Source organism: Mesorhizobium sp. P2_F7, from assembly GCF_056403695.1.
In genome coordinates this window covers 382,251-405,843 of sequence record NZ_JBFUFA010000003.1, presented here as the reverse complement: position 1 = coordinate 405,843, position 23,593 = coordinate 382,251, and the positions used below count along the sequence as shown (strand labels likewise).

Annotated in this window: 27 protein-coding genes and 1 tRNA gene; 14 read left to right on the top strand and 14 right to left on the bottom strand. The window is 62.5% G+C overall.

Annotation, left to right across the window (positions count from 1 at the left end):
- Nucleotides 1-55 precede the first annotated feature (55 nt).
- On the top strand, nt 56-535 hold the full coding sequence (locus AC1DZ8_RS11675) for an ABZJ_00895 family protein (protein ID WP_477303288.1): 480 nt from the start codon (nt 56-58) through the stop codon (nt 533-535).
- Nucleotides 536-545: 10 nt separating this feature from the next.
- Here the strand turns inward: AC1DZ8_RS11675 and AC1DZ8_RS11670 are convergent, their stop codons facing one another.
- Entirely contained in the window at nt 546-1,532 is a 987-nt protein-coding gene (locus AC1DZ8_RS11670; protein ID WP_477303290.1) for a glutathione S-transferase family protein, read from the bottom strand.
- A gap of 269 nt (nt 1,533-1,801) precedes the next feature.
- On the opposite strand from AC1DZ8_RS11670, the gene AC1DZ8_RS11665 reads away from it, so the two are divergent.
- The 6 genes from AC1DZ8_RS11665 to AC1DZ8_RS11640 all read left to right on the top strand — a co-directional run bounded on the left by AC1DZ8_RS11665 (nt 1,802) and on the right by AC1DZ8_RS11640 (nt 6,543).
- Nucleotides 1,802-2,338 (top strand): GNAT family N-acetyltransferase, encoded by a 537-nt coding sequence (locus tag AC1DZ8_RS11665; protein WP_477303292.1) that lies wholly within the window; start codon nt 1,802-1,804, stop codon nt 2,336-2,338.
- 107 nt (nt 2,339-2,445) lie between these two features.
- Entirely contained in the window at nt 2,446-3,207 is a 762-nt protein-coding gene (locus AC1DZ8_RS11660; RefSeq protein WP_454577213.1) for a 3-hydroxyacyl-CoA dehydrogenase, read from the top strand.
- 6 nt (nt 3,208-3,213) lie between these two features.
- Nucleotides 3,214-4,386: a CaiB/BaiF CoA transferase family protein gene (locus AC1DZ8_RS11655; RefSeq protein ID WP_477303294.1), complete on the top strand. Its 1,173-nt coding sequence runs from the start codon at nt 3,214-3,216 to the stop codon at nt 4,384-4,386.
- A 36-nt stretch (nt 4,387-4,422) separates the two neighbouring features.
- Nucleotides 4,423-5,202 (top strand): HugZ family pyridoxamine 5'-phosphate oxidase, encoded by a 780-nt coding sequence (locus AC1DZ8_RS11650; RefSeq protein ID WP_477303296.1) that lies wholly within the window; start codon nt 4,423-4,425, stop codon nt 5,200-5,202.
- 154 nt (nt 5,203-5,356) lie between these two features.
- Nucleotides 5,357-5,695: an ArsR/SmtB family transcription factor gene (locus AC1DZ8_RS11645; RefSeq protein WP_477303298.1), complete on the top strand. Its 339-nt coding sequence runs from the start codon at nt 5,357-5,359 to the stop codon at nt 5,693-5,695.
- Between the two features lie 56 nt (nt 5,696-5,751).
- Nucleotides 5,752-6,543, top strand: a complete 792-nt coding sequence (locus AC1DZ8_RS11640) for a TrmH family RNA methyltransferase (protein ID WP_477303877.1) — start codon at nt 5,752-5,754, stop codon at nt 6,541-6,543.
- On the opposite strand, the gene AC1DZ8_RS11635 is transcribed toward AC1DZ8_RS11640, so the two are convergent.
- The 3 genes from AC1DZ8_RS11635 to AC1DZ8_RS11625 all read right to left on the bottom strand — a co-directional run bounded on the left by AC1DZ8_RS11635 (nt 6,528) and on the right by AC1DZ8_RS11625 (nt 8,848).
- Complete coding sequence (locus AC1DZ8_RS11635; RefSeq protein ID WP_477303300.1) at nt 6,528-6,818, bottom strand: hypothetical protein; 291 nt, start codon at nt 6,816-6,818, stop codon at nt 6,528-6,530. The genes AC1DZ8_RS11640 and AC1DZ8_RS11635 overlap by 16 nt on opposite strands.
- Before the next feature lie 42 nt (nt 6,819-6,860).
- Complete coding sequence (locus AC1DZ8_RS11630; protein WP_477303302.1) at nt 6,861-8,012, bottom strand: coiled-coil domain-containing protein; 1,152 nt, start codon at nt 8,010-8,012, stop codon at nt 6,861-6,863.
- A gap of 299 nt (nt 8,013-8,311) precedes the next feature.
- Nucleotides 8,312-8,848: a DUF1134 domain-containing protein gene (locus AC1DZ8_RS11625; protein ID WP_235984549.1), complete on the bottom strand. Its 537-nt coding sequence runs from the start codon at nt 8,846-8,848 to the stop codon at nt 8,312-8,314.
- 392 nt (nt 8,849-9,240) lie between these two features.
- Here AC1DZ8_RS11625 and chpT point away from each other — a divergent pair, with 392 nt between their 5' ends.
- Entirely contained in the window at nt 9,241-9,870 is a 630-nt protein-coding gene (gene chpT, locus AC1DZ8_RS11620) for a histidine phosphotransferase ChpT (protein ID WP_477285458.1), read from the top strand.
- Nucleotides 9,871-10,130: 260 nt separating this feature from the next.
- Nucleotides 10,131-10,499: a response regulator transcription factor gene (locus AC1DZ8_RS11615; RefSeq protein WP_477285557.1), complete on the top strand. Its 369-nt coding sequence runs from the start codon at nt 10,131-10,133 to the stop codon at nt 10,497-10,499.
- An 86-nt stretch (nt 10,500-10,585) separates the two neighbouring features.
- Here the strand turns inward: AC1DZ8_RS11615 and ctrA are convergent, their stop codons facing one another.
- A complete protein-coding gene (gene ctrA / locus AC1DZ8_RS11610; RefSeq protein ID WP_006203583.1) occupies nt 10,586-11,281 on the bottom strand; it encodes a response regulator transcription factor CtrA in 696 nt (231 codons plus the stop codon).
- Between the two features lie 450 nt (nt 11,282-11,731).
- Between ctrA and AC1DZ8_RS11605 the strand changes: the two genes are divergently transcribed.
- Nucleotides 11,732-12,109 (top strand): flagellar export protein FliJ, encoded by a 378-nt coding sequence (locus AC1DZ8_RS11605; protein WP_023669945.1) that lies wholly within the window; start codon nt 11,732-11,734, stop codon nt 12,107-12,109.
- 101 nt (nt 12,110-12,210) lie between these two features.
- Here the strand turns inward: AC1DZ8_RS11605 and AC1DZ8_RS11600 are convergent, their stop codons facing one another.
- Complete coding sequence (locus AC1DZ8_RS11600; protein ID WP_477303305.1) at nt 12,211-12,615, bottom strand: winged helix-turn-helix transcriptional regulator; 405 nt, start codon at nt 12,613-12,615, stop codon at nt 12,211-12,213.
- Between the two features lie 94 nt (nt 12,616-12,709).
- Between AC1DZ8_RS11600 and AC1DZ8_RS11595 the strand changes: the two genes are divergently transcribed.
- Nucleotides 12,710-13,639, top strand: a complete 930-nt coding sequence (locus AC1DZ8_RS11595) for an NADP-dependent oxidoreductase (RefSeq protein ID WP_477303307.1) — start codon at nt 12,710-12,712, stop codon at nt 13,637-13,639.
- A gap of 65 nt (nt 13,640-13,704) precedes the next feature.
- Here AC1DZ8_RS11595 and sciP read toward each other — a convergent pair whose 3' ends face one another.
- Nucleotides 13,705-13,980 carry a CtrA inhibitor SciP gene (gene sciP, locus AC1DZ8_RS11590; protein WP_013529904.1) on the bottom strand — a complete coding sequence of 92 codons (276 nt, stop codon included), beginning with the start codon at nt 13,978-13,980 and terminating at the stop codon, nt 13,705-13,707.
- Between the two features lie 257 nt (nt 13,981-14,237).
- Here sciP and mnmA point away from each other — a divergent pair, with 257 nt between their 5' ends.
- Nucleotides 14,238-15,428, top strand: a complete 1,191-nt coding sequence (gene mnmA, locus AC1DZ8_RS11585; RefSeq protein WP_477303309.1) for a tRNA 2-thiouridine(34) synthase MnmA — start codon at nt 14,238-14,240, stop codon at nt 15,426-15,428.
- 55 nt (nt 15,429-15,483) lie between these two features.
- Here mnmA and AC1DZ8_RS11580 read toward each other — a convergent pair whose 3' ends face one another.
- Nucleotides 15,484-16,443, bottom strand: coding sequence for a Gfo/Idh/MocA family protein (locus AC1DZ8_RS11580; protein ID WP_023683623.1), 960 nt, complete (start codon nt 16,441-16,443; stop codon nt 15,484-15,486).
- A 365-nt stretch (nt 16,444-16,808) separates the two neighbouring features.
- On the opposite strand from AC1DZ8_RS11580, the gene AC1DZ8_RS11575 reads away from it, so the two are divergent.
- Nucleotides 16,809-16,885, top strand: a tRNA-Met gene (locus tag AC1DZ8_RS11575).
- Nucleotides 16,886-17,132: 247 nt separating this feature from the next.
- Here AC1DZ8_RS11575 and AC1DZ8_RS11570 read toward each other — a convergent pair.
- Nucleotides 17,133-18,596, bottom strand: a complete 1,464-nt coding sequence (locus AC1DZ8_RS11570; protein ID WP_477400908.1) for an MFS transporter — start codon at nt 18,594-18,596, stop codon at nt 17,133-17,135.
- Nucleotides 18,597-18,681: 85 nt separating this feature from the next.
- Between AC1DZ8_RS11570 and AC1DZ8_RS11565 the strand changes: the two genes are divergently transcribed.
- The gene (locus AC1DZ8_RS11565; RefSeq protein WP_477303313.1) at nt 18,682-19,197 is read left to right on the top strand and encodes a MarR family winged helix-turn-helix transcriptional regulator; all 516 of its coding nucleotides are present in this window, start codon (nt 18,682-18,684) and stop codon (nt 19,195-19,197) included.
- A 21-nt stretch (nt 19,198-19,218) separates the two neighbouring features.
- Here the strand turns inward: AC1DZ8_RS11565 and AC1DZ8_RS11560 are convergent, their stop codons facing one another.
- The 5 genes from AC1DZ8_RS11560 to AC1DZ8_RS11540 form a co-directional block, all read right to left on the bottom strand.
- Complete coding sequence (locus AC1DZ8_RS11560) at nt 19,219-19,605, bottom strand: RidA family protein (protein WP_477303315.1); 387 nt, start codon at nt 19,603-19,605, stop codon at nt 19,219-19,221.
- Between the two features lie 71 nt (nt 19,606-19,676).
- Nucleotides 19,677-20,987 (bottom strand): MFS transporter, encoded by a 1,311-nt coding sequence (locus AC1DZ8_RS11555; RefSeq protein ID WP_477303317.1) that lies wholly within the window; start codon nt 20,985-20,987, stop codon nt 19,677-19,679.
- 37 nt (nt 20,988-21,024) lie between these two features.
- Nucleotides 21,025-21,813 (bottom strand): SDR family NAD(P)-dependent oxidoreductase, encoded by a 789-nt coding sequence (locus AC1DZ8_RS11550; RefSeq protein ID WP_477303318.1) that lies wholly within the window; start codon nt 21,811-21,813, stop codon nt 21,025-21,027.
- 1 nt (nt 21,814) lies between these two features.
- Nucleotides 21,815-22,825, bottom strand: coding sequence for a D-2-hydroxyacid dehydrogenase family protein (locus AC1DZ8_RS11545; RefSeq protein WP_477303320.1), 1,011 nt, complete (start codon nt 22,823-22,825; stop codon nt 21,815-21,817).
- Nucleotides 22,818-23,564, bottom strand: a complete 747-nt coding sequence (locus tag AC1DZ8_RS11540; protein WP_477303322.1) for an RraA family protein — start codon at nt 23,562-23,564, stop codon at nt 22,818-22,820. The genes AC1DZ8_RS11545 and AC1DZ8_RS11540 overlap by 8 nt, the downstream gene beginning before the upstream one ends.
- Between the last annotated feature and the right edge of the window lie 29 nt (nt 23,565-23,593).

The following is a 23,593-nucleotide window of genomic DNA, read 5'->3' as shown; positions in this document are numbered from 1 at the left end:
GATTTGCTTGCAGTATTTCAGCTTACTCCTGCCAGAAATATGAGGGGCACGCGTGATGGATGTCGAACAAGTAAAATCAGTAAATGTCTGGCCTTATGTCGGATTCTATACCCTGATGATGATAGGCTTGACCGCTGTCTTTATTGTCTTCGCGCTTCTATTCCCCTCACTGGGGGACAGCATCGGCAAGGCAGCCGGTTTCGGCATATCGTTTGGGTCGACGTCGTTTGCCTGCTACAAATTCATCCGCAAGCACCTTCGGCTTTTCAATCGGCCAGAGTATTGGAAAATAACGCTTTATTCGACTCTGGTCTCTTGCGTGCTGTCATTTCTGCTGATGGGTCTCGCGGTCGCGGGCGGCGACGTTCCGGGCAGCGATACCCTTCCGCCCCTGGTTTGGATTTTTATCCTGCTGCTTGCCGGACTTGTCGCCTTCGGCATTAATGCCGCTGGCTACTCAAGCAGCATTGGCAAGACTTATTTGAAGGCAGAACTTGCCAGGCAGGCTCGAATCAGCAGCGAGCCTTTCAGCTAGTCCGTGGCCTTCACGCCGCCTTCCTGAACCGCGCCCGGTCATGCGGCGCGGCGTAGTCCAGATCCGGCCCTACCGGCACAATGCGAGTCGGGTTGATGCTTTCGTGGCTGCCGTAATAATGCGTCTTGATGTGGTGCAGGTTGACCGTGCCGGCGACGCCGGGCACCTGGTAGAGATCGCGCAGATAGTTCGACAGGTTCGGATAGTCGGCGATGCGGCGCAGATTGCATTTGAAATGGCCGACATAGACCGGGTCGAACCGCACCAGCGTGGTGAACAGCCGCCAGTCGGCCTCGGTGATGCGCTCGCCGGTGAGATAGCGCTGTTTTGACAGCCTCTCCTCCAGCGTGTCGAGCGCCGAAAACAGCTCGCCAAACGCTTCTTCATAGGCTGCTTGCGTGGTTGCGAAGCCGGCGCGGTAGACGCCATTGTTGATGGCCGGAAAGACCAGCGCATTGACCTTGTCGATCTCGCCGCGCAGCGCCGGCGGATAGAAATCGATGCCGGCATCGCCCCATTCGTCGAAGGCGGAATTGAGCATGCGGATGATCTCTGAGGATTCGTTGGAGACGATGGTCTGTTCTTTTTTGTCCCACAGCACCGGCACCGACACCCGGCCCGAATAGGCGGGATCGGCTTTGGTGTAGATATGATGCAGGAAATCGAGACCGTTGACCCTGTCGCCGGTGGCGCCGTCTTCGGCCAGAAAAGTCCAGCCGTCGGCGCCGAGGAAATGGTGGACGACCGAAACCGAGATGATGTCTTCGAGCTTCTTCAGCGCACGAAAGATCAGCGTGCGGTGCGCCCACGGACAGGCGAGCGAGACGTAAAGATGATAGCGACCGGGTTCGGCCTTGAAACCGCGCATGCGGCCTTTAGCCGGCGCGCCATCACGCGTGATCCAGTCACGCCACTGCGTCTCGGCGCGGATGAACCTGCCGCCGCTATCGACTTTGACCGGGCGATCCTGCCATTTGCCTTCGACCAGCAAACCCATGCGAAATCTCCTTGCCTGCATTGGCCAATGTAGGCGCAAAGCGACAATGTCGAAGTCGTCATCTGCTGAACAGAGCGTCACTCGTCCGAAATGCCTGATAAAAGCGACCGATTGCAGCGGCTGAAAAATGATGCTAGCGGACATTCCGCATGTTCGACTTTGCCTCGATACGGTTTGACCGACGACGAAAGGGCGCCCGCGCTTGAAGCGCTGACTGGCGAACGCTGCCGCTTGCAGCAACCTTCCTCGTATATCGGACCGCGAAGACCATGAGCCTTGCCGACGTGAAATACCTGCCGGAAACTCCGGCGCACGACCCCGAAATCGAAGCCATCAACGACGAAGCCTTCGGGCCCGGCCGCTTCGTGCTGGCCGCCTACAAGATCCGCGAGGCCGGCGGCCACGAACGCTCGCTGTCCTTCGTCGCCGTCGACGGCGACATCGTCGTCGCTTCGGTGCGCATGACCCGCATCGCCGCCGGCGCCGGCCGTGCGCTGATGCTCGGGCCGCTTGCCGTGCGCCCTGCCTTCAAAAATCTCGGCATTGGCCGCCGGCTGGTGGCCATCGCGCTGGAGGCGGCCGCCAAGGCCGGCGCGCCGGCGGTGATCCTTGTCGGCGACGAGCCCTATTATGGCTCGCTCGGCTTCAGGAAGATCCCGCGCGGCCAGATTTCCATGCCACGCCCGGTCGACCTCGACCGGCTGCTGTCGCACGAGATCGTGCCCGGTGCCGTGGCGCGGCTCTCCGGCGAGGTCTGCCATGCCAGCTTTGCCAGGATTGCCGAGAACATCCCGGCGATGGCCTGATCCCCAAGGTCAATCTCGACACCTTGTCGCGATTGATCCCTGTCCCTCAGGTTGCACCATGGCGGCGACCTCCGTAGCATGACCCGCAAAAGCAGGGAGGACGCGGCATGAACCCGAACGGCCAGATTGCGATCGTAACCGGGGGCGGCTCCGGCCTCGGCGAGGCAACCGCCCGCGCGTTGGCCGACAAGGGCGCGCGCGTCGCCATTTTCGATATCGGCATCGACCGGGCGGCGAAGGTGGCGGGCGACATCGGCGGCACCGCCATCCAGTGCGATGTGAGCAGCGCCGAGAGCGGTGCGGCCGCGGTCGCCGAGGTGGAAAAAAGGCTTGGGCCGGCGCGCATCCTGGTCAATTGCGCYGGCATCGCCATCGGCGTGAAAACCATCGGCAAGGATGGCCCGCACCCGCTCGACCAGTACCGCAAGGTGATCGAGATCAATCTGATCGGCACCTTCAACATGATCCGCCTCGTCGCCGACCGCGCCGCCAAGCTCGAGCCGCTGCAGGGCGGCGAGCGCGGCGTCATCGTCAACACGGCATCGGTCGCCGCCTATGACGGCCAGATCGGCCAGGCCGCCTATGCCGCCTCCAAGGGCGGTGTCGTCGGCATGACGCTGCCGGTCGCGCGCGATCTCGCACGCTCCGGCATTCGCGTCTGCACCATCGCGCCTGGCATCTTCAAGACGCCGATGATGGCCGGCATGCCGCAGGAGGTGCAGGATTCGCTTGGTGCAGCCGTGCCCTTCCCGTCTCGCCTCGGCGAACCGTCCGAATATGCGGCGCTCGCCCTGCATATCGTCGAGAACCAGATGCTGAACGGCGAAACCATCCGCCTCGACGGGGCGATCCGCATGGCGCCGAAATAAACGGCCATGGCGGCCGGCGCAGCCGCAGTGAAGACCGGCCCCCTTGCCGGCCTCAAAATCATCGAGATGGCCGGGCTCGGCCCGGTGCCGCTGGCCGGGTTGGTGCTGTCTGAAATGGGCGCCGAGGTGCTGCGCATCGAGCGGGCCGGTGCGGAACAACCCATGCTGCCGCTCTCCGATGCGCACAATCTCGACCGTCACGGCCGTTCCATCCTGCGCGTCGACCTCAAGCAAGAGCAAGGCATCGAACTGGTGCTGGGCCTCGTCGAGAAAGCCGACCTGCTGGTCGAGGGTTTTCGCCCCGGGGTCATGGAGCGGCTCGGTCTCGGCCCGGATGCGGCACTGGCCCGCAACCCGGGGCTGATCTACGGCCGCATGACCGGCTTTGGCCAGGACGGGCCGCTGGCTGGCCGCGCCGGCCACGACATCACCTACCTCGCCTATTCCGGTGTGCTGCATGCCATCGGTCGGGAGGAAGGCCGGCCGGTGCCGCCGCTGAACCTGATCGCCGACAATGGCGGCGGCGCCATGATGTTGATCGCCGGCGTGCTCGCCGCGCTGTTCGAGCGTTCGCGCTCCGGCAAGGGCCAGGTGGTTGACGCGGCGATGGTCGAAGGCGCGTCGATGCTGGCGGCGCCCATACACGCCTTCATGGCGACCGGCCTGTGGAGCGACCGGCGCGGCGCGAACCTGCTCGATTCCGGTGCGCCCTTCTACGATACCTATGAGACGGCGGACGGACGCCATGTCGCGGTCGGTTGCCTTGAGCCGCGCTTCTTCGCCGAATTCGCAAACCTGCTGCCGCTCAGTGAGCATTTTGTCCGCGGCCAGTACGACAAGGCGCTGTGGCCGGAGATGCGCGCCGCCATTGCCGGCCGGTTCCGGCAAAAGACACGCGACGACTGGGCCGGGCTGTTTGAGGAGACCGACGCCTGCGTTGCGCCGGTCTTGTCACTGACAGAGGCCGGGAATCACCCGCATATCAGCGCTCGTCACGCATTTGTGAAGACGGGCGCGTTCGAGCGACCGGCGCCCGCGCCGCGCTTCTCGGGCTCGCAGCCGTCGCTCGCCGCCACACCGGTCGACGAAGACCAGCGACCGCAGACCGTGCTGGCGCGCTTCGGCTTTTCGGCGGATGAGATCAAAGCGCTTGTCAAATCCGGCCTGATTGGCCAATAACTGGACGACGAAAATCAACTTAACCCGGTGAGCATCTTGGACCAGCCGAAGAAGGACGTCATTCGCGCGACGGACGCCGAGGCGACCAGGTTGGCTGCGACGCTGATCCGCAGCGCCCGTTTCGGCGCCTTGGCAGTCATCGAACCCAAAACCGGCTCGCCGCTGGCCTCCCGGGTCGGCGTCGCCACCGACATTGATGGCGCGCCGCTGATCCTTGTCTCGGCGTTGTCCGCCCACACCGGCGCGATCCTTGCCGACCCACGCTGCTCGCTGCTTGTCGGCGAGCCCGGCAAGGGCGATCCGCTGGCGCATCCCAGGGTAACGCTGGTTTGCCGGGCGCAGCCGCTTGAGCGCGGCTCGAGCGCGCATGTCCGCGCCGAGCGGCGCTATCTCAACCGTAATCCCAAGGCAAAGCTGTATTCCGGGCTCGGCGATTTCTCGATCTTCCGCCTCGAGCCCGAGCGCGCCAGCCTGAATGGCGGATTCGGCAAGGCCTATCTGCTGGAACGTGCCGATCTCATCACCGATGGACCGATCGTCGACGAGCTGGCGGCCAGCGAACAGTCAGCCCTCGACCACATGAACGCCGACCACCTCGACGCAATCGCCGTCTATGCCCGTCATTTTGCCAAGGCCGACGGTGATGGCTGGACCATGACCGGCTTCGATGCCGAGGGCATGGACCTGGCATCGGGCGACGCCGTTTGCAGGGTCTATTTCCCGCAACCATTGAAGACAGCGCGTGACCTGCGGCCGGCTCTGGTCGACATGGCCAAGGCCGGACGTGCGCCGGCTACGCAGGGTTACCAAGGATAATCGTCATGAATCAAAAGCATGTCTTGAGATTTGGGCGAAATGATCTACGATTCAGGTAGCGCTGAATCAGCAGCGTGCATCCACAGCTGAATTATAGCACCCAACGCTATTTGCCCCCATAGCGTTCGGATGAGCAGGGAAACATGGGGCATCGATGGTCTCGACCAAATTAATCGCCAATGCCGAATCGGCGGCGACATTTCTGACCCTTATGGGCAACGAAAAGCGGCTTTTGATCATGAGCCATCTGACCGACGGTGAAATGTCGGTCGGTGCCATCGCCGAAAAGGTGGTGCTCAGCCAGTCTGCTTTGTCGCAACATCTGGCCAAGCTCAGGGCGCTCGACCTTGTCGAGACCCGCCGCGACCGGCAGATGATCTACTATTCGTGCAAGTCCGAAGCCGTGCGCGATCTCTTGCGCACGCTGGACGGCATTTTCGGCGCCGGCGATTTGTCCCAGATGGCAACGCGTCTGCGCCGCGCCGGGACTTGACCTGCGGCTCCGATCGCTCCTTACCTCGCTGACGATTTTCGCCGGCCGAGGTAATGATGGATCCGATCCAGATCGACGACGCGCGCGATCCGCGGGTCGCCGCCTATCTCGACATCCGCGAACGCGATCTCACCGGCCGCCATGGCCGGTTCGTCGCCGAAGGCAAGGTGGTGCTGGACGTCCTGCTGTCGGCCGGACGCTTCACCGCCGAATCGGTCCTGGTTCTTGAAAACCGGCTGGCCGGGCTCGACGACATCTTGCGCAAGGCCCCTGCCGACCTGCCGGTTTACGTCGCGACAAGCGCCATCATGGACAGGATCGCTGGCTTCCACATGCACCGCGGCATATTGGCGATCGGCAGCAAAGGCACCGCGCTGCCCGCCGAAGCCTTGCTGGAAACCTTGCCTGCGAACGCGCTGATCGTCGTGCTCGTCGGCATCGCCAACCATGACAATATGGGATCGATCTTCCGCAACGCTGCCGCCTTCGGCGCCGATGCCGTATTTCTAGACGCGACCTGCTGCGATCCGCTGTACCGCAAGGCGATCCGTGTCTCCGTCGGCGCGGCGCTGAAGGTTCCCTTTGCATCTTTTGAGGACACGACCTTCATCACCGCGCTCGGCCGGCTGGGCTTCAGCCAGTTTGCACTGTCGCCCCGTGGCGCGGCCGATATTCGCGACGCAGAGAGGACGAACCGGCTGGCGCTCTATCTCGGCACGGAAGGGGAAGGCCTGCCCGAAAGCCTGCTTGCTCGCCTGCAAACCGTGCGGATCGGCATGGCGCAAGGCTTCGACAGCCTCAATGTCGCCGCCGCCTCAGCGATTGCGCTGCATCATTTTTCGCGCTGATGCGCCTCGGCCGGCGGCCAGAGCCAATCTGATCGAAGGTCGAGCTGGTTTCGGGCAACGCGCGTGGTGCTGACCTCGCTCGGCGCGGCCTCGATCCTGAAAGTCTCGACGTCGTCGGCCAACGGTATCGGAGCGCCGGTCGCCTCGCGATCTCTTGCCGTCTTCTCGAACAGCGACGCCACAGCGTCCAACACCTCAAAAAGCACCGGATGAAAGTGCCAGAGTAGGAGCGACGAGATGACAAGCACGCCATAGACCATCATGACGTTAGACATGGGAACGGCCTACTATCGGCGCAAGCTGGCGCCCCTCGCCGTTCAACTCGGCAAATCTGCCTTTTGCAGCGCCCGGACACGATCGGCGAGGCTGGTGGTGCCCGACCGCGCTTCCTGCGGCGCAGCCAACGCCTTGGCGATTGGTGAATCGGGTCCTTCGAGCTTGGCGGTCAGGCTGACGACCTCTGCCGCCAGGGTGTTCATCTGTTCACGCAACGCATCACCGGCGCTGCGCCTGTCGTCGCCATTTCTCGTGGTTTCGGAACCGCCAAGCTCCGTCTTGAGCCGCCTGTTCTCACGGGCCAGCGTCGTCAGCCTGGCTTCCAGCCGCTCGCGATCGCCTTCGAGCTTGGCTAGCACCTTGTCGACGTCGTCATTGCCAGCGGGAGCATTGTCCGGAGCGCCAACAAGGCCAGCAGCCACTGCGCCTCCCGCAGCCTCGCCCTTCAACCGTTCGCGAAGCCGTGCCAGTTCCTTTTCGCGGCGATCGAGCTTGTCCTCGCGATCGGCAAGCGTGGCGAGCAGGCGCTCGAGCTTCTTCTCGAGATCGGCGGTTCTTTTCTTCTCGGCTTTCAGAGCATCGCGCGTGGCCTTGCCCTCGGCGACGACTTCCTGATGGCGCTTGTCGGCCTCCTTGCGCTGGCCGCGCAGCACCGAAATGTCGTTGGCAAACTTTTCCAACTCGGATTCGCGCGCCACCAGTTCGATCTGCCGGTTGCTGGAGGAGAAGGAGGCGTCGTCATACATGTGCTCGAGCTTTTCCAGCTCGAGCGCGCGCTTTTCCATCATGCGCTCGGCTTGCACGAGCTTGTCCGTCAGTTGCTGTATCTGCTGCTCGCGATGCAGGAGCAGTTCGTTTTTTTCTCCCAGTTCCGAAAGCGCCTGCTTCTTGTCCTTGCGCTCGACCGCCAGGCCTTTCAGCGCCTCGCGCCCGCGACTGATTTCGACGAGCTGCTCATTCGTTTGCTCACGCAGCGTCTTGACGCTCATTTCGAGCCGGCGCGTCGTCATGGCGAACTCGGCCCGCACGCTGTCCTTGTCGGCCTGGATCTCCTCCAGCGTTCGCGGTACCGACGCCTCGACACGCTTGCGGGTCAGCGCGACCGCCCGCCGCCAGATGGCCGGCGCCACCAGCAGCGCCAGAAAGCCGGCGCACAGAAAGCCGAGGGCGAAGAACAGGATCGACTGGACCAAGGTGACTACCCGTTACGGGCGGGCCGCTATCCGGCAACCGCCAAGTCTGGACTTTGCCACGTTCGCATGACGCAAATCCAGCGCTGCGGCAAGAGTATGCCGCAGGTTCGGCTTGTGACCTCACAAAATGCGCTCGATGGCATGATCTCGGGCTGAGGGCATGTTGAGATTCAGGTCAGGCCGAGCCGAGAATGGTTGATACCGAGAACCGGAACGGAGCGGACATTGGTCCGTGAGTACCGGAAGCGCAGGTATCAGCCATTCGCAGGCCGGCCTCACCTGAATATCAATATGCCCGATCAGAAGGGGTTCCAGGTCGGCCTCTGCGTCAGCTTCAGATAGCCGAGATTGACGCCAAGCCGCGCGCCGACGCCGGTGCGGATCGGCACCAGCAGCACCCTGTTGTTCTGCAGCACGTTGAAGCCGACGCCGGCCACGACATAGGCAGAACCGGCAACGCCGCCGAACCGGTTATAGAGATTGCTGACGTCGTCGAGATTGTAGACGAGCATCATCACCCGCGATCCCTCGCCGCCGAAATCCCAGCCGAGCGACGGACCTTGCCAGAACACCTTATGGTCGCCGGCATTCTTGGTGTAGAGCGTGCCTTCGCCATAGGTCAGGCCGCCGATCACCGCGCCGGAGCCCTCTTCGCCGAGCAGATAGCCATTGGGCAGGCCGTAAGAGGCAAAAATCTTCTCGACGACGGTGGCGAGACCGCCCGACGTCGCGCCGAAGAACTTGTGGCCGGAATCGACGATCTCCTGAGCGGTGTATTCCTGCGCCCGCGACGCAGAGGTTGAAAAGGCGAGAGCGCCCATGAGGGCAATCGCCATGAAGAAGACACGGACAAAGGTCCGGTCGTAGAATCGGGAAACCATGCTTCCAATCTCCGTCAGGGAGCACTTTCGCCGACGCCTCGCACCCCGCACGGCTCTTTAGGCGGCCGTTAAGGATGACTGTTACGGGCAAACTATGCCGTAATCCTTTTTCAACCATTAACCTCCCACATGAACATGGCGGTTCGAAGGCTGTTCTGACCGTCTGCGCGGGCTCCCATCCTGTGTAAACTCGCCATTTTTGCTAACGAGAATTGTGGATTTGTTGCTGCACGCCCGGGCGCTGTGTATTCAGAAGCGCTGGGGAAAGGGCGTGATTCGGGTGGGTAAGGCGCGGCTGACGGTCGCGTGGCCACCAGGACGTGAATTTTTAGCAGGGATTTTCGCCGATGGCCGAGCTTTTCTCTCTCTCCGCACCCGATCTCGCAGCGCTGTTGTGCAGCCGTGTCTGCCACGACATCATTTCGCCGGTGGGAGCCATCAACAACGGCCTTGAACTCCTCGACGAGGGCGGCGCCGACGAAGACGCCATGAAGCTGATTCGCCAGAGCGCCAGAAACGCATCGGCCCGCCTGCAATTCGCCCGCATCGCTTTCGGCGCCGCCGGTTCGGCCGGCATGATGATCGACACCGGCGATGCCGAGTCGGTCGCCATCGCTTTCCTGAAGAACGAGAAGCCGGACCTGGTCTGGAACGGGGTTCGCGCCCTGCTGCCGAAAAACAAGGTCAAGCTGCTGCTCAATTTGCTGCTCGTCGCCAACGCCGCCATCCCACGCGGCGGCAAGCTGGTGGTCACGCTGGAGAGCCTCGACACCGAGCCGCGCTTTGCGCTTGCCGCCAGTGGTCCGATGCTGCGCGTGCCGCCGAAATTCCTCGAACTGCATTCCGGCAACAAGCCCGAGGAACCGATCGACGCTCATTCGGTCCAACCCTACTACACGCTGCTCTTGGCGCGTGAGGCCAACATGACGATCTCGATCCACGCGACCGCCGAAGAGATCGTGCTGTCCGCGGCCTGACGATCCGTGGCCGTTTGCCGGCTCGGCCGACAGCCAAGAACAAATCAAGTATTTTTCGCCACTGATATTTGCGGGCTTGGCCGAAATTCAGAACAGCCAAGTTTCATCGCCTGTGGCGCGTCCGCGGGCACGGGCGCGCAAACGACATTTTTGCAAAAACTTTACCTAACGGCTTTTCGGCTTCTTTACCAGATCGGCCTAAGATGCATTCCGATACCCCGGATGCCGCCGGTTCGCCCCAAGGCAAAGAGGACCCGGAAATGAAGCGCTGCATGTTTGTCGACGATTCAAGTGTGATCAGGAAGGTCGCAAAACGGATTCTTGGCGGCTCCGACATGATTGTGATCGAAGCGGCCACCGGACTTGACGCGGTCGAGATGTGCGCCGCCGAAATGCCCGATGTCATTGTCGTCGACGGCGCCCTGCCCGACATGCAGGCGGTTGATGTCATCCGCCAGGTCCGCGCCATGGAAAGCGCGATCAAGCCGCAGATCCTGATTTCGCTGGTCGAGGTCGATGTCGCCTCGATCATGAAGGCAAAGCGCGCCGGCGCCCAGGGCTATCTCTTGAAGCCGTTCAACCGGCCGCAACTGCTCGAACGCTTTCGCACCCTGAAGATCGCCGCCTGATTCGGGTCGCGGTCGAACGGAAAGGACAGCAAAAAACCCGGCCTGGGCCGGGTTTTTTGCATTGAATTCAATCAGATGGTGTTCGCTCAGGCGCTAACGCGGATGTCTTCCGGCTCGCGCAGCACATAGCCGCGGCCCCAGACCGTTTCGATGTAGTTCTGACCACCGGACGCAGCGTCGAGCTTCTTGCGCAGCTTGCAGATGAAGACGTCGATGATCTTCAATTCCGGTTCGTCCATGCCGCCATAGAGGTGGTTGAGGAACATTTCCTTGGTCAGCGTGGTGCCCTTGCGCAGCGAGAGCAGCTCCAGCATCTGGTATTCCTTGCCGGTCAGATGCACGCGCTGGCCACCGACTTCGACGGTCTTGGCATCGAGATTGACCACCAGGTCGCCAGTGGTGATGACCGACTGGGCATGGCCCTTTGAGCGGCGCACGATGGCGTGGATGCGGGCGACCAGTTCGTCCTTGTGAAACGGCTTGGTCATATAGTCGTCGGCGCCGAAACCGAGGCCGCGCACCTTGTCCTCGATGCCGGCCATGCCGGACAGGATCAGGATCGGCGTCTTCACCTTGGAGAGGCGAAGTGTCCGCAAGACCTCGTAGCCTGACATGTCGGGAAGGTTGAGATCGAGAAGAATGATATCGTAATCGTAAAGTTTACCGAGATCGACACCCTCTTCGCCGAGGTCGGTCGTATAAACATTAAAACTTTCGGATTTGAGCATCAGCTCGATGCTCTGAGCGGTTGCACTGTCGTCTTCTATCAGCAGAACGCGCATTTCATTCCCCTTTTCTGCCGCCGGACCATGTCACGACCCATCCGGGACCGGAGCAGTGATTGCCTGAACAGAAGGCTGCCATCGAATGGTTAACAAAACCTAATTCCGCACCCAGGACGGTACCAGATTTTTTAACCGCTTTCTACACCCTCTTGAATCTAATGATGAATCACAGAACCAAATCGCTAATGCAACACATTAATAAGTCGGACTAAGTGACTCAAGGGACTCGCTGGCCGGCTTCCGTATCGGGAGCCGGAATTTTTACCCGGCCTTAAGTCCTCGCCCTTATGATTAACAATGCCCGTAAACGAATGGTTACCGCCGGCAAAAAACTTTAGGAATTTGTTTCCCATAGTTCGGGGAATGCCGGTGGATACGGGTGGCGCCAGGCCCTGGCGGGCGGATTGGACGATATGTGCAGGTGTGCGTTTCCGGGAGTACCGAATCATGAAGTCACGTGAGAACCTCGTTCGACTGAAGCAGTTTCAGGTGAATGAGAAGCGGCGGCAGCTGCTGCAGCTCGACATGATGATCGCCGAGTTCGAGCGCATGGCCGTTGAGCTGGAGCTTCAGATCACCGCTGAGGAGAAGAAGGCCGGCATCACCGACATCAATCATTTTGCCTATCCGACCTTCGCCAAGGCGGCGCGTCTGCGCCGCGACAACCTCAGAAATTCGCAAAGCGACCTCGCCCAGCAGCGAAGCGCTGCCGAATCATTACTCGGCGAAGCTGAAGCGGAGCTTTCCAAGGCCGAAATGCTGGAATCGCGCGACACCAAGATCCGCGACGCGGAACTCGGCGGCCGCAGCGCCATGATCGGCTGAAGACAGGGTTTGATCCAGCCGGCGCCGACTGACGCCGTGCTTTGTGTAGCCGCGCCAAAAGGCTCGGGCGCTGCTGATCTGGCCGCAAGGCGGCCGCAGCCTCACACCTGTGCCTGCAATTCCCCATTCTGGATCGCAGCCGCCCTTGCCCGCGCCTCCTTGATGTCGGGCACATGCTCTTCCGACCAGGACCGTATCTGGGTGAGCAGCCCCGCCAGGTTCTGGCCAAGTTCGGTCAATTCATATTCGACCCGCGGCGGGATCACTGGAAAGATCTCGCGCCGCACCAGCCCGTCGCGCTCGAGAATGCGCAGCGTCTGGGTCAGCATTTTGGGCGTGATGCCTTCCAGCCTGCGCGCCAGTTCGCCATTGCGCATCCGGCCGCGGCGCAATGCGCAAACCACCAGATAGACCCATTTGCTGGCCAGCATTTCGAGCACGGCGTGTGAAGGGCACGTCCGCTGGAATGCATCATAGCCGAAGCCACAATCATTATCACTATCCATGAGGTACCTATATATAGAAAAGGTACATACTAGACAAGAGAATATTACTATCCAAATGATAGCGGCATAAGAACCCCATCAGGAGAGATATCCCATGCGTGCCGTTGTCCAGAATTCCGTCGGCGAACCCGACGTGCTCGTCATCGCCGATCGTCCAACCCCTTCGCCCAAGTCAGGCGAAGTGCTCGTCCGCGTGCACGCAGCCGGCATCAATCCGGTCGATGGCTCGGTGCGCGCCGGCTCTTATCCATTGCTGGGCGAACCGCCCTTCACCCTCGGCTGGGATATTTCAGGCACGGTCGAGGCGGTAGGCCCAGGCGTCAACGGCGGCCTCAAGGTCGGTGACGCCGTGTTCGGCATGCCGCGTTTTCCCAAGCAGGCCGCGGCCTATGCGGAACTCGCCGTCACCCCGGTCGATGAAATCGCACCAAAGCCGCAAGGCATCGATCACAATCACGCCGGCGCGCTGCCGCTGGCCGGCCTGACCGCCTGGCAAGGCCTTGTCCGCCATGGCGGCCTCAAGCCTGGCCAGCGCGTGCTGATCCATGCCGCGGCCGGCGGCGTCGGGCATCTGGCGGTGCAGATCGCCAAGGCGCGCGGAGCCTATGTCATCGCCACCGCCAGCCCGAAGAAACTCGATTTCGTCCGCTCGCTCGGAGCCGACGAGGTCGTCGACTACACCAAGGGCGATTTCACCGCCGAGGTCGGCGACCTCGATTTGGTTCTGGACCCGATGGGCGGCGACCATGCCGAGCAATCGCTGACGGTCCTGAAGGACGGTGGCGTCCTGGTGTCGCTGCTCAATGTCCACGACACCACCCGGGCCAAGGCTGCGGCGCGAAACATCCGCGTCGAGCGCATGTCCGTGGTGCCCGACCGCGAAGGCCTCGTTGAGCTTGGCAAACTGGTCGATGCGGGGAAGCTTGCCGTCCATGTGGCAAAGAGCTTTCCGCTCGAACAGGCGGGCGCGGCGCACGCCTTTCTCGCCACCAGGCCGATCGGCAAGGTGGTGCTGACGGTCTGAAGTGGACGTGGCGGCAAAGCAAAAAGGGCGCGGTTACCGCGCCCTTTTTCTCTTTCAGATCGGCTCTAGTGCCGGTATTGCTGGATGCGCGTCGTGCGCAGCCCGGCAAGGCCGTATTCGTCGATCGACGCCTGCCAGGACAGGAATTCCTCCGTGGTCAGCTTGTAGCGCTGGCATGCCTCGTCGAGGCTCAAAAGCCCGCCGCGCACCGCAGCAACCACTTCCGCCTTACGCCGGATAACCCAGCGACGTGTATTCGTCGGCGGCAGATCGGCAATCGTAAGAGGGCTGCCGTCAGGCCCGATAACATATTTGACTCGCGGTCTAACAAGATCGGTCATCGTACTCTCTACAAAAAACTCAAAGACCCAATCCCCACCACATTACCGCCACAGCTTTAAAAATTGCCTAAGCGAACCCTAATGACTAGGTAAGGATCATGAACGCCGCGTTAGTCTTTTCGTCGGCATTTGAGTGAACGGCCGGGAGACGCGCAATTTTCCCGCGAAATCGGCGCTGCCGCAAAGCTGGCGCCGTTGACGTGGTTGACCTATATTCGCGCCACTGCCATTGAAGCGCCGCGCAGAACGAAAGAACCATGAACAGCCTCGACCTTCCCGCCAGCCCGCAAAACACCCGCGTCGTCGTCGCCATGTCGGGCGGCGTCGATTCGTCCGTCGTCGCAGGCCTTTTGAAGCGCGAGGGCTATGATGTCGTCGGCGTCACGCTGCAGCTCTACGACCATGGCGCGGCAACCCACCGCGCGGGCTCGTGCTGCGCCGGCCAGGACATTGACGACGCCCGCCGTGTTTCCGAGACATTGGGCATCCCGCATTACGTGCTCGACTACGAAGAGCGCTTCCGCAAGGCGGTCATCGATCCCTTCGCCGAGAGCTACGTCGCCGGCGAGACGCCGATCCCGTGCGTGTCCTGCAATCAGACGGTGAAGTTCGCCGATCTGCTGGCCACCGCCAAGGACCTTGGCGCCGACGCGCTCGCCACTGGCCACTACATCCGCTCCGGCTCCAATGGCGCCCACCGCGCGCTCTATCGGCCGGTCGACGCCGACCGCGACCAGAGCTACTTCCTGTTTGCCACCACGCAGGCGCAGATCGACTATCTGCGCTTTCCGCTCGGCGGCCTGTCGAAGCCCGCGGTGCGGGCTATCGCCGAAGAGATGGGGCTGACCGTCGCCGCCAAGCAGGACAGCCAGGACATCTGCTTCGTGCCGCAGGGCAAGTATTCCGACATCATCGCCAAGCTGAAGCCGGCTGCCGCTAATCCGGGCGACATCGTCCATATCGACGGCCGCGTGCTTGGCCGCCATGACGGCATCCTGCGTTACACGATCGGCCAGCGTCGCGGCATTGGCATCGCCTCCGGCGAGCCGCTCTACGTCGTCCATCTCGACGCCGACCGGGCGCGCGTCATTGTCGGCCCGCGCGAAGCACTGGAGACGCACAAGATTTACCTGCGCAACATGAACTGGCTGGGCGATCGCTCGCTGTCGGACATTCCGGTGCACGGCATGGAGCTGTTTGCCAAGGTCCGCTCGACGCGGCCGCCGCGGCCGGCCGTGCTGCATCACCGCGCCGGCGCGACATGGGTGGAGCTGGTCGACGGCGAGTCCGGCATCGCGCCTGGACAGGCCTGCGTGCTCTATTCCGATGACGGCAACGAGGCCCGCGTCTTCGGCGGCGGCTTCATCGAACGCTCCGAGCGCGGCGCCAAGGCCGAAGCCATGCTGACCCGGCTCGCAGCCCGTCCGGCACACGTTCCCGCAGAGTAAGCGCCATCCTCTCAGAGACTGTTTCTCTGGCCTTCAGCGCAGCTTCCGAACGGTCTCAGGATTTGGTGTGCGTGACCGTGCCCGCGGTCAGGATGCGCAGCACCCTGATCGCTTCCTCGCCGCTGGTGCGCGGTTCGGCCCGCGTCTCGATGCACTGGATGAAGTGCTCCAGCTCGCGCGTCAGCGGCATGCCCTGGCCGACCGCGACATAGGACGGCTCGTTGGTGGTGAAGGCCCACTGGCCGCTGTCCTGCCACACCGCGTGGCGATAGACGGCAAGCTTGCGCTCCCATGGCTCGACATCGTCGAACACCGCCATCGCCTTGGTGCCGACCACCGTCAACCGCCGCTCGCGGTAAGGGTTGAGCCGCGAGGTGAAGAGATGGCTGCGCAATCCGTTGGGAAAGCGCATATGCAGATGCGCGAAGTCGCTGAGATTGTCGAGCAGTGCCGCTCCCTCCCCCCTGACCTCGATCGGCTCGGTGCCGGTGATAGCCAGGATCATCGACAGATCGTGCGGCGCCAGATCCCACAGCGCGTCGTTTTCGGTGTGGAATTTGCCGAGGCCGAGGCGATGCGAATGGATGTAGCGGACTTCACCGAGCTCGCCATTGTCGATCAGCGCCTTCAGCGTCTCGAAGGCGGGATGGAAGCGCAGGACATGGCCGACCATGAACACGCGGCCATTGTCCTTTGCCGCCTGCACCGCACGCTCGGCGTCGGGCACCGTCAGCGCAATCGGCTTTTCCACCAGCACATCCTTGCCGGCTTCAGCGGCGCGGACGGCGAGATCGGCATGGAATTGCGGCGGCAGCGCCATGACGATGGCGTCGATATCGTCACGCACGAACAGCTGGTCGGGCTCGATCGCCAGGCAGTCCTGCTCGCTGGCAAAACCTTCGGCCCGCGCCCGGTTGGCATCGGAAACCGCATGCAGCGCGCCGAGCGCCTTGAGGGTGCGGATGTGGTTGCTGCCCCAGTATCCGCAACCGAGGACTGCAATGCGCGGCTTCATCAGCTTCAAACTCTAGATTTCTTGGCCGAGACATAGCGACGTGCCCCGCCGAACTCAACCCCGGGGACCAGAGCATGGTCCCGAAAAGTGGGAACCGGTTTTCTCGGACAAGCGGGGAACCCGTTTTGTCCAGAGACCATGCTCAAACAAAAGACTGGAGCCCCGTCGCGACTCCATCGGGATGGAACAGGCTCTCACCTCAGATGTCTGCCCGGCAAAGCTTTTCGCCCGGCGACAATATGCCGGCATGGCCGACGCATCGATGCTTGACAGGCTCGCCCTCCCAACCTTATATCCGCGCGACCTTGGCGAACGCCTCGAAATGCCTTTCGATTTAAGGCGCATTTCGGACCTTTCGCCGCCCTGGCGGGGTAGCTCAGTTGGTTAGAGCACGGGAATCATAATCCTGGGGTCGGGGGTTCAAGTCCCTCTCCCGCTACCATTTTGGCAATAATATCAATCGGTTACGTTGGCATCCGCTACCGTCAGCCACACTGAGCACTCTCGCCAACGTCGAAACGCGCCTGAACGGACCTGTTCGTCGACGAGAGTAATGATTGAACGCAGCCGCATGCAAACGCTTCGCCCGCGCGCGGCGAATAGTCAAACTCAGCTTAGGCAGGGATGTGGCACCAAAGATTGCCCTTGGTCTCGGCGATGAACCCCGCTGAGTTCGGCGCGTCGGGAGGTCATATTTCCACTGGATGGGCGATGGGCTGGTGCTTGGTGAAGCGCGGCAACAGTCCGGTTAACAACACCAGCACCAGAATGATCGCGAGCTGGATGGCAATGACGGTGCCGAAGGCCTGCGCGATGCTCGTGGGCTCCAGCGCCAGATAGAGCGTGCCCAGTGTTGCGACGCCGAGTGCCAGGCCGGATTGCTGCAGCGTGATGAGGACGCCGCTGCCGACGCCTGCGAGGTGCGCCGGAACATCGGCAAGCACGGCGCGGAACAGGCCTGAAAACAGCATCGATTGTCCGGCGCCGATCAGCACCAGCGGCAGCGCCAGTTCGGCCAGGCTGACCTTCGGCCAGCCGGAAACGATGATGCCGATCAACAGCGCCAGTCCAAGCGCCTGCACGATGCCGCCCGCCGCCAATGCGCCGCGGCCGAAGCGGCTGATCATGCGCGGGCTGACCATTGAGCCGATGAAGAACATGGCCGCCATCGGCAGGATGGCGAGGCCGCTTTGGAGGGGACTGGCGCCGAGCCCGTTCTGCACGGTGAGCGCGAAGACGAACATGAAGGCACCAAAGCCAAGGCTGAACAGCGTGATCATGGCGAGCCCCCGCGACATCGAGGGCAGCTTCAGCAGCGACGGCGGCAGCAACGGCACCTCGCCGCGCGCCTCGGCGGCCCTTTCGACGATCACGGTCAGCACCGCCAGCACCACGGCGCTGGCCAGCATCACCCAGGTCCACGCCGGCCAGCCGAGCGAATGGCCTTCGGTCAGCGGCACCAGAAGGGCCGTCAACGTGGCGGCGAAAAGCACGGTGCCGGGCAGGTCGATGCCGGCTGGGTGCGGCGAGCGGCTGGCCGGTACGACGAGCCGCGAGGCGAAGAACACGGCGATGCCGAGCGGGATGTTGATGAGGAAGATCGGCCGCCACGATGTGCCGAACAGATTGGCGCTCACCAACAATCCGCCAGCGAGCTGACCGACGACCGCGGCAATGCCCGAGGTCGCGCCGTACAGCGCGATGGCCCGAGTCTTGCGCTCGCCGGCGAGCGTCGCCTGGAAGGTCGCCAGCACCTGCGGCACCAGCATCGCCGCCGTCGCGCCCTGAACCAGCCGGGCCGCGATCAGCACGTCGATGGTCGGCGCCAGGCCGCAGGCCAGCGACGCCAGGATGAAGCCGGAAAGCCCGACCACGAACAGCGTGTGGCGGCCGAAGCGGTCGCCGAGCCTGCCGCCAAGCACGAGCATCGCGGCATAGGCGACGCCATAGACGGAAACCACCAGCTCGAGTGCGGCCGGTGTCGGCTTGAGCGAGGCGGAGATGGTCGGCAGCGCCACGTTGACGATGAAGAAATCGGCGATCGGCAGGAAGGCGCCGGCGAGCAATACATAGACACCGACCGCGTGGAGCTCTCCGGCAAGGGCCATGGAGCGGGGAGAATGCCGGCCGGCGGCGCCTGTTGAATGGGTCATGCGAACCTCCATTTGATCAGATAGTTATGCTAACATAATCATTATATTTATATACATACCTACGTTGGTGCTGTAAACTCCGCTCATGAAGACCGACAGCGAATCGTCTGCAGGCAAGGCCCCACCGGCTCGGTGGGCGGATCTGGCCGACCTGATCCTCATCATCGCCCGCGAGATCCAGTTTCGCGGATACAGCGACGGCCGGGCGCTATCCCTTACGCAGTCGGAGGGCATGGTGATGCGTCACCTTGTGGCGCAAGCCTCGGCCACTCCCAGCCAGATCGCGGCGGCGACCGGGCTGCAGCGTACCAACGTCTCCACGGTGCTGCGCGACCTGGAAGGCAAGGGGCTGATCGAGCGGCATGTCGATCCTGCGGACCGCCGCGGCGTCAGCGTCCATCGCACGCGGCGCGGGGCCGAAAACTACGCCCTGGTGCGCAAGGAATGGGGTGACGCTGTGTCTACCGCCGCCGGCGGCGACGCCAGCGGGCTCGATGATGCGCTCAGCCTCCTCCGGTCCATCGAAGCCGGCCTTACCTCGACGCGGCCGAAAGGCAACGACGGTACGGTACGAGACTCCACCCGCCGGCGGGACGTCTAGCTCCGGTGCCTTGTGCCGGGATCAAGGACTGTCCTCGATAACCGCAATGAATTCGCATTGCACCAGGGAGGAGCTATCCGGCGGCAGTGGCCGAACGTGCCGGGCCGGACGCGACTCCGGATCGGGAAACATTCGAATCCATTCCGTGTTGACGGCATCCCTGTTGTGGCTATCGCGGAGATAGATCTCCACCTTGATGACATCCCGCGCGCTGCCGCCCGCGGCCTCGACAATGGCGAGCATGTTGGCAAAGACGTTTGCCGACTGATCAGCGATCTCGGTTGGCAACTCGTGCGTGATCGAATTTACGCCATGGATCGCCCCGGAGAACACCATATTGCCGATCCGGCAGGCGTTGGGAACCGGATGCTGGTGGCTCAGTCCTTTAACCGAAATGCTGCTGCGCATGGCCTGCTGATCCTCCACGAGATCCGATCGGTGGGATAGTTCGAGATTTGTTGGGTCGTGCACTGGACCGGCTATCGTCTCGCCTGCAAAGCCGTGACCTCCGCCGGCGGAGAGGAAACGCCGGGGTCAGGACGCGGCACAAGAGGGCCAGACGTCAGTTGAATTCCACGCGTCTCCGGCAGCATAAGGGTCGCGGCGAAAGCGATTCCATAGCCCAACAGCGCAATCATGCCGATGGCCTCGGCCAGGCTGACATATTGCGCCAGGATTCCGATACTGGATACGGCGGCCGCACCCGCCGCCTTGCCGGAGTTGTAAGCGAAACTCTGGCCGCTCGCGCGAATGGCGGACGGGAAAAGCTCGGTGAAGAACGGTCCCAGCGCGGCATAGTTGCCGATCGTGAAGAAACCGAACGGCGCGCCCAGGACAACCAGCAGCCAGCCGGATAGCGGCAAGAACATGTAAGCGACGGTAACCAGCCAGGAACACACCAGAAAGAGCTGAAAAGTTCGCCGGCGCCCGAGATAGTCGGCCAGGTATGCACTTGCCAGAAACCCGAAAAACGAGCCGCCAGTCACTACGAACACGTAGTAGCCCGAAGTGCTCGGCGACAGTTCGCGCGCAGTCTTCAAGAACGTCGGCAGCCAGTTGACGATGGCGCCGCCAACGCCAATCACACCGAATGCCAGCAACGAGGACAGCACGGTAATTCGCAGCGTTTCCGGCTGGAATATCGCCACCAATCCCGGACGAGTTCCGGACCTCTCGACAAGCTCGCGCGTTTTGACGAAAACCTCTGGCTCCTCGATTCTGCGGCGCAGATAGAGCACCAGTAGGCCGGGAAGAACGCCGATCATCAACAGCACCCGCCAACCATACTCCTGGGGCAGGTGCGCCAGGACCACGCCTGCCAGAATGGCGGCCGCGCTCCATCCGACGCCGAAGCCGCTCTGGACGGTGCCGACGGCCTTGCCGCGATGCTCGGCGCGAATGATCTCACCCATGAGGACCGCGCCGGCCGCCCATTCGCCGCCAAAGCCCAGTCCTTGCAGGATGCGCAGGACCATCAGTTGCTGGAAGTCCTGCGCAAAACCGGCAAGGAAGGTGAAGACGCAGAACCACAGGATCGTGAACTGCATGATGCGGGCACGGCCGAAACGGTCAGCGAGATATCCGCAGGCCCATCCGCCGATTGCCGCGGAGAGCAGCGTTGCCGTCGCCAGGTAACCGGCCTGCGCCGTCGTCATTCCCCATGCAGCAATGAGAACCGGCAGCACGAAGCTGAAGAGTTGCGCATCCATCGCATCGACTGCCCAGCCGGCGAAACAGCCCCAGAAGGTGTTCCGCTCCCGCTCCGTCAGCTGCTTGTACCAGGTGAACATTCTTTCCTCCCATCGCTTGTTCTGGTTGTTGGGCCGGCTAGACGACCAGTGGCGTGAGACCTCCGTCCATGGTCAGCGAAGCTCCTGTCACGTAAGAGGATCTTGCGCTGGCGAGGAAAAGCGCGGCGTCGGCCACTTCTTCCGGCTTTGCGTAGCGCTGCAGGGGAATGCGCTGCTCGTTCAGCCGCAGCAGTTCTTCCGGCGGCTTGCCGGTCATCTTGGATTCGACTTCAAGCGACATTTGCAGACGCTCGGTCATGGTGGCGGCGGGATTGATGACGTTGACCCTTACGCCGGCGGAGCCCCAGGCAGCCGCCAGCCCCGCCGAGGCGAGCATCAGCGCCGCGTTGGCGGCGCCTCCCGGCAAATGCATGGGTGATGCGATCTTGCCGCCGGTGCCGACGATGTTGACGATCGTGCCGGCGCGCCGTGCCACCATCAGGGGCAGGACGCAGTCCATGACGTTCATGTAGGTGAAGAATTTCGCGTCCATGGCGGTGCGCCATTTGTCCGGTGTCAGTTCGCCCGGAGGCACTCTCCTGGCGCCGCCGGCCGAATTGACCAGGGACGCGATCGGGCCCACCTGGTCCTCGAGCGCTGCCACCATTTCCTTTGCCGCAAGCCCGTCCGAGAGATCCGCGGCGAAGGTCGCTGCCGACAGGCCTTCGGCAGCCAGGGTTGCCTTCGCGGCGTCCAGGTTCTGCTGGCTGCGCGATACGATCGCCACGCGAGCCCCTTCCCTGCCAAAGGCCTGCGCGCAAGCCAGCCCTATTCCCTTGCTGCCGCCAGTTATCAGGACGACTTTGCCGTCGAGTTCGAGATTCATCTCAGTGATCCTGTTTTTGGCCATGGGCGTTGTGAACGTTGATCGGGGTCCCCTGCGCGAAGGCCAAGATCTGGTCGAATGCGTTGCCGTAGGCGAACTCGTAATTGTCGCGTTCGACGTAGCCGAGATGCGGCGTGCACAGTGCGTTGGGGAGCCTGAGCAAGGCGTCGTCCGGATTGGTGAGCGGCTCGCGTTCGAACACGTCGATGGCCGCTTTTCCGGGGCGGCCATTCTTAAGCGCCGCCACCAAAACTCCCGGCTCGATCAACTCGGCACGGCTGGTGTTCACAAGCAGGGCGGTCGGCTTCATCAAGGCCAGGTCATCAGGACCAATCACGCCGATGGTCTCGGCATTCAGCCGCAGATGCAAACTGAGGACATCCGACAGGCTGAACAGTGAGTCCTTATCCGAAGCCGTGTTGAACCCTTCAGCTCTGGCGCGAGCCAGCGAGCCCTCGCGGCCCCACACCAGCACATCCATGCCGAAGGCCACGCCGATGCGTGCGACCATCGAGCCCAGCCGGCCAAAACCATAGATGCCCAGGACACGGCCTCTCAGGCCCAGCCCGATGGTCGTCTGCCAGTGGCCTTGCCGCAGCGAAGCGCTCTCGAACGGAATATTGCGCATCGCCGCAAGGATCAGCCCCCAGGTGAATTCCACCGTCGAATAGGACGGACGCGATGTGAGGGCGGACGAAACGACGACGCCATGCCTGTCGCAGGCCGCCAGGTCGATATGGGGGATGTGGCCGTTCTGGCTGATGAGCTTCAGATTGGGCAGGCGGCTGAGCAGGCTTTCATCGATCCGGGTGCGCTCGCGCATCAGCACAAGGACATCGGCATCGGCCAGACGATTGGCCAGCACGTCGATGTCCTCGACGATGTCGGTCCAGATGGTGACGTCATGGCCTTCGAGTTTGGAAAAGCAGTCCAGCGTACGCACGACATCCTGGTAGTCGTTGATGATGGCGACGCGGAGTTTGCCCCCCGGATGATCTGTCACTCTATGCATTGTTCGGCAGATCCGCGACGGAGGTGCCGGCATCGATCGCCTCGCATTTGGCTTCTTCGAAAGCTGACTTCTTCAGCGCCTTGGCGAGAATTTCGGCGGCCCGGGCAATCGGGATGAAGCAGACGCCGGTTTCGTCCGCGACAACAATATCGCCGGGGGCAACCCGGACGCCGGCGATCTGGATATCGCCGTTGATCTCGACGGTCTCGATCCGCCACTTGCCTGTTACCGGTGTGATCTCGGTGGCCCAGAGGGGATAGCCGATCCGTCGCGAATGTCCGAGGTCGCGAATGCCTCCGGCGACGATCGCTCCGGCCTCGCCCTGTCTTTTTCCTGCCTGGGCCGAAATTCCGCCCATGTTCGAAACGCCGGCGACGCCGTCGATGACCACCACATCGCCCGGCAATGCCAAATTGTGGGCTTCGAACTCCGCCATCCGATTGACGTGGTTTCGTGCCGTCTCGTAGACATGCTCGCGCTGCAGAATGTTGCGCACCGTGAGCGCCGGACCGACAATCGATGTCGAAGGCAGTGTCGGCTTCAGAAGCGATGCGCCAATCGCGCCGGTGATGCCCAGCTCATCCATAATATCCGAAATAACGCTCGTCGCGTCGCCGATCCGCTTGAACCCGTCGATCAGCCCCTGCGGCGGGCGCGGGGTTCGCATCAACCGGATGCGGTCAGGACTGATCTTGCCGGTCAGTTTCGGCAACACGTCGGCAAAAGCGACGTCATTCATAGCGAGTCCTCCAGTTTGTGCGGAGCTTT